The following is a 4,963-nucleotide window of genomic DNA, read 5'->3' as shown; positions in this document are numbered from 1 at the left end:
AAAGCAAATATAAGTTGAATTTGTTTACCTAGGGAATTTGAAATTTCATCTCTCCTTGAATAAAAATAACCACTATCGCTAAACGTAGTTATAACGCCCAACTTTGGGGCACAAATACATGGGCTATAATTAGGAACGAAGTGACGTAGCCCATGTGTTTGTGTCCCAGCGAACGAAGCAAGAGCCTTGAGTGGTTTGTTATGTTTCGGTGCTATGAGCACACTTTGCCTCTTCAAACTCCCACACTCCCGCAGATTCACCTGATTCTAAAATTGAATAAGCGGCAAATATATTGGTTGAAGGTGGTACGTCAATACTTAATAGCTTTGACTGGGAGCCTTCAAAAGTACAACCAATGTTTTCAAGTTTCTGCCAATAATGACCAAATCTATCGCTTTCTAGAACTCCAGCTTCTAATAGTACTCGATAAGTTGAGTGACCTGAGCTTTCGACAATTTCTACAACCTCGGGAGTTTCGTTACCTATAGCTTTTGCAACATCAAGATAGCTAAAACCATAAGCTGCGAACGGCGAGTTCTGAAGTCTGTAGAGATCGTTACCCAGAGGCTCTGCCCACATAGTTTCTGTACTGGCATTTTGAATGTTATTCGATGTTAGCGTAACGCTGACTTTTACTAAATTTTCCAAAATATCTTCCGAGAAACATAACACCCGCATAACGGGCAAATATACGTAGGCTAAGATACCGAGCAACGCGAGGGGAGCCTTCGTATATTTGTCCCTAGCGAGCAAAGCGAGTGTTCATACGTTTGTTAGTTTTTATGCTACCACGAAGATTGAATAAATGAACAACCACAGTATTTGAAAGCCATAACTAAGCCGCTGGTGAAGACCGGGGACACTTTTAAGTTCGAGTGCTTTTGCTAATTTAAATGAAAAATAAAAACAGCCCAAAATACAAAAGAAGGAAAGATACCGAAGCGGCACAGGATAAAAACTAGAAAAAGTAACTATCAGAGGTGCAACGATGAATGAAAGGAGCATAATTAATCCTGACCACGTGTGTATCTTGCAACTTCGGGAGGGCGACTTTGTATATGCGTCGGCATCCATTGGGAAGTAGCCGCAAATCCAAGTACATATTCCATGAACGATAACCAAAACGCCAATTACTACAGTTGGTACATGAGACTGATATGAAATAATTAAGTAGTACCCAAAAAGAACGAACAGCGCACCTAAAGGGTAATTGTTTATTGCAGGAGACAATTTTTGAGTAGGGCTACCGAAAGCGCCGAGTTCACTACAGAACTGTTTTGAGTGGCTGTAGTTTGGATAGAAGAGAGAAGCAATATAAATACCTAACACAATCCAAATCGAAGCAACGATCCCCGTGTAGGCAAAAATGTTATTCAAACCTAATTCCTCCTTGAAAAACTAACTTTTAAATATGGGGCACAAACAGGCAGGCTATAATGGGGAAGCCGCCTGCCTGTTTGTGTCCCAGCCCGCCTGCGGGCGAAATAATTTTTTTGTTAGGTAACTTAGCGTCCATATCCCTCGGTACTTTTTATTACTAACGTCTTTGCGTTAGCCTTTTTACAATAGTCTAAAACAGAGGCTATTATGGTTTGATTAGTGGAATTGTCGTAAAGAACTAAAATATTCTGAGATGATTGTTTTTCTATATGTGCGAGCAGCTCATCAGCAGATAAAAACTCTACATCTTTGAAGATATACTTACCGGCAGTTATGTTTATTAAATTGCCACCACTTTTAGCCCATTCTTCGTCCTCTAATGAGTGATACTTTATTGCTAAATCTATTGAGTTCAAATCCATTTGTTACCTAACTTTCCAATAACGGGCGCAGACATGTGGGGCATAATGGCGAAGCCGCCCCGCATGTCTGCGTCCCAGCGAACGAAGTGAGTGTGTTGATTGGGTTGTTATATGCCGTTTCAAAATAGCCAAACCAATGGGCATAAAAATCAATCATCGCTTCGTCCTTCTGTCCCCGTGTATAGTCCGTTACTTCCGGATTGATCTGCAACGGGTGTGCCGGGCGACGTGTTAGAAAAAGAACTTCTAACAATAAAATATGTAATGGTTGGTCCGACGATAGGGATTAGCCAATTAATTATTAAGCAAAGGGTCATGGAGCTTTGTTGTTTAAAAAACGCTCCTCTGATACCAATAGCATTAACAAATGCTAAGACCAAGTGTAGACAAGTAAAACCAACTATAAAATAGATAGTAGTCACATGAGTCCCTTAGGCATACAACGCCCCAGCGAGCCTGCGAGCGGCTATAGTGGTTTGTTATGAACCAGTAGTTTGAATATTGCTCAGAAACAAATTTCCATCCATGACGAATGTATAAGTAATTTTACGTGTTTTACCAGAGTCATCTGTGTATTGAGCCGAAACCATACAACTTTCGTTACTGCAGCGCGTATCGAGCGTGTCTTTTTGTAAACTTATGCCAGAAAACAATGTACCAATAAGTTTTCCGCCGTTTAACGACATTTCATCTTGCTTAGAAGGTTCCCAGTAACGAATGGCTTCTGCATAATTACCTTGATTGACAGTGTGTTGAAACTTAACGGCTAACTCAGCCGCGTCATTTTTAGCTGCATATGAATTAGCTGACAACAGCGAAAGACAAGATATTAAAATTTCCTTTTTCATAATATTTCCTTATGGTTCATAACGCTAAGCTAACGGGCGCAAACATGCGGCGAAAATGGCGAAGCCGCCGCGTGTTTGTGTCCCAGTGACCGCAGGGAACGAGTTAAGCGTCTTGTTAACTCTCAATCAACACTCTGCTGGTTGGCTTTTTGACGACGAAGGCTATGGTGCCTGCATGTATGTCCATGAGTGCGTGTACCACTATAACGACTAAAATACTATCGAAATATATGTATGCCAACGATAGAAGAAATCCTACGACCGCACTCTTAATAACATGCATCCAGCCAAGGTAGAGATGCCAAAAGCCAAAAATTACACTACTTATTACGCAAGCAATAATCCAATTTGAGTAAGCTTCTAAAAAGTGCAGTAGATACCACCTGAAAATCAGTTCTTCACATACTCCTGCACTCATCGATACAAGACCTACAAATGTGAAATATTCCTTTCGATTTGTTGGTAGCAGTTCATCATAAGAATCGTTATTTTTGGCAAAAATGCTTCTTATTTGAGCTTTAATTTCGTCGTTATTATTAATTGAAGTGGCTGAATATAGAGTATATGTCGCTAGAGCGCAGCATATTAACAAGGCCAATCCCATAACCATTATTGAATCTGGGATTATGTTCGGAGAGCTTACACTGAGCGTGTCGATTGAAAAAGCGTATATGAGGAAAGCAGTTACAAGCCATAACATTATTGATAGCTTCCAATATTCCTGTATTTTTGTCTTGAGCTTGTACTTCTCAAGAGCAATATCCAGAAACGGAAATAGAAAAATTACGGTTAATAAAACAATTTCTAAAAAATCCATCTTATCTTTCCTTGTTGAGAGCTAACGCCCACATAAGGGGCAGTAATACGTGGGCTAAAATCCGAGCGAAGCGACAGAGCCCACGTGTTACTGTTCCAGCGAGCTTGCGAGCGGCTTAATGTGATTGTTAGGTGCGTGCTCATTTAAACTGCATTTTGTTTCTTACTAGTTGAAATATACATGCACCAGTTAATGCCGCATACACACCCAAAATAAAGTAAAACATGTTTGGGCTGGTTTCTAGAGAATAGTCCTCGCCACCTTTAGGGGAGACTTGTCCAGTAGATAGTCCATGAATAAATAAAGAGATGAAAAACAGGCCACAAGAAACTAAAAGAACCTTGTCGGATTTTGAGTGTTTCTTCATAAACGGTTTCATCCAATTTACACTTAAGAAGCTTAAGCAAAGCTTGATTCAGCTGACTTTCGCTAGTAGCACATAACGCAAAGCTAACGGGCACAAACATGCGGCGAAAATGGCGAAGCCGCCGCGTGTTTGTGTCCCAGTGACCGAAGGGAACGAGTTTAGCGCTTTGTTAGTTGCCATCTAAAAACATCCTAGAGTATGCGTAAAATAATGGTGATACCAGTAACACAACTAAGACAAGAGATACTGACTTGATAATTTTTATTGATAAAACTGCATCTTCAAATGATTCGTCTTTGCCAATTTCTACTTTTTTTGCAAACTCAGCGGCGGGTGTCCAATAAAATGAATAGTGTTCTTTGTACCCGAACACACCCCACAAAAGTGTATAACAAAGCAAAAGTGTAGCGAGATGTAATGAGTAATCTCCGCCGATTTGTATATATGAAAAGGCAAAGATCGCAACGTAAGAAAATACCGAGAAAATTTCACCTGATACTCTACCGAATGATAGAGGTTTAACCGAAACCACAAGGTAGATGTTAGCTGCTACAAGAAGCCCTAAGTAAAAATAAGTCCATACAGGCATGAGTGTTCCTTTGGCAACTAACTTTTAAATAAGGGGCGCAGACGCGTGGGTTAAAATGCGAAGCAGCTCACGTGTATGCGTCCCAGCGAACGGAGTGAGTGCGTTTATTGGTTTGTTAGTACCCTTAAACCCAATACTACCTGGCAACATTATTTAATTTTATTCCTATTTTTGATTATTTCACGATAGCTGAAATAGGTAAAAAATGGCGAAAGTAAATAAAAAGCTAGCAGCACATCTAGAGCAAAAAGTGGGTAAATTAGTTCTGCTTGGCCAATAGAGCCGCAAAAGTCCCACGAAAAGATAGAAATACATTCATAAACTGAAGTTGACCAGACATATGCAGTAAGACCGAATAAAACGCTAATTATCAAAAGACTTCTCAGCATTTTAAGATATAGCTTTTTGGATGGTTTTACTTTCAAGCTTCCTGCTCCGAGGGTACTAACACCCGCATAAAGGGCGATAACACATGGGCTAAAATTAGGAACGAAGTGACGCAGCCCATGTGTTAGCGTCCCAGCGAGCTTGCGAGCGATT

Annotated in this window: 7 protein-coding genes; all 7 read right to left on the bottom strand. The window is 40.3% G+C overall.

Going from position 1 to position 4,963, the window contains the following annotated elements; genetic code table 11:
* Window positions 1–198 precede the first annotated feature (198 nt).
* Window positions 199–648: a DUF4265 domain-containing protein gene (locus BZA03_RS20165; protein WP_181417318.1), complete on the bottom strand. Its 450-nt coding sequence runs from the start codon at window positions 646–648 to the stop codon at window positions 199–201.
* A 132-nt stretch (window positions 649–780) separates the two neighbouring features.
* Entirely contained in the window at window positions 781–1,377 is a 597-nt protein-coding gene (locus BZA03_RS20160; protein ID WP_110289699.1) for a DUF998 domain-containing protein, read from the bottom strand.
* A gap of 128 nt (window positions 1,378–1,505) precedes the next feature.
* Window positions 1,506–1,802 (bottom strand): hypothetical protein, encoded by a 297-nt coding sequence (locus BZA03_RS20155; RefSeq protein WP_110289698.1) that lies wholly within the window; start codon window positions 1,800–1,802, stop codon window positions 1,506–1,508.
* Between the two features lie 479 nt (window positions 1,803–2,281).
* Window positions 2,282–2,650 carry a hypothetical protein gene (locus BZA03_RS20150; protein WP_075176675.1) on the bottom strand — a complete coding sequence of 123 codons (369 nt, stop codon included), beginning with the start codon at window positions 2,648–2,650 and terminating at the stop codon, window positions 2,282–2,284.
* A 115-nt stretch (window positions 2,651–2,765) separates the two neighbouring features.
* Window positions 2,766–3,467, bottom strand: a complete 702-nt coding sequence (locus BZA03_RS20145; protein ID WP_110289697.1) for a CPBP family intramembrane glutamic endopeptidase — start codon at window positions 3,465–3,467, stop codon at window positions 2,766–2,768.
* 536 nt (window positions 3,468–4,003) lie between these two features.
* Window positions 4,004–4,423, bottom strand: coding sequence for a hypothetical protein (locus tag BZA03_RS20135; protein WP_110289696.1), 420 nt, complete (start codon window positions 4,421–4,423; stop codon window positions 4,004–4,006).
* Window positions 4,424–4,572: 149 nt separating this feature from the next.
* A partial coding sequence (locus BZA03_RS20530; protein ID WP_220018919.1) for a hypothetical protein occupies window positions 4,573–4,963 on the bottom strand: 391 nt, incomplete at its 5' end.

The organism is Alteromonas sp. I10, from assembly GCF_003201515.1.
GTDB classification, from domain to species: domain Bacteria; phylum Pseudomonadota; class Gammaproteobacteria; order Enterobacterales; family Alteromonadaceae; genus Alteromonas; species Alteromonas macleodii.
The sequence above is the reverse complement of the archived record's forward strand: the minus strand, read 5'-3'. Positions and strand labels throughout refer to the sequence as shown.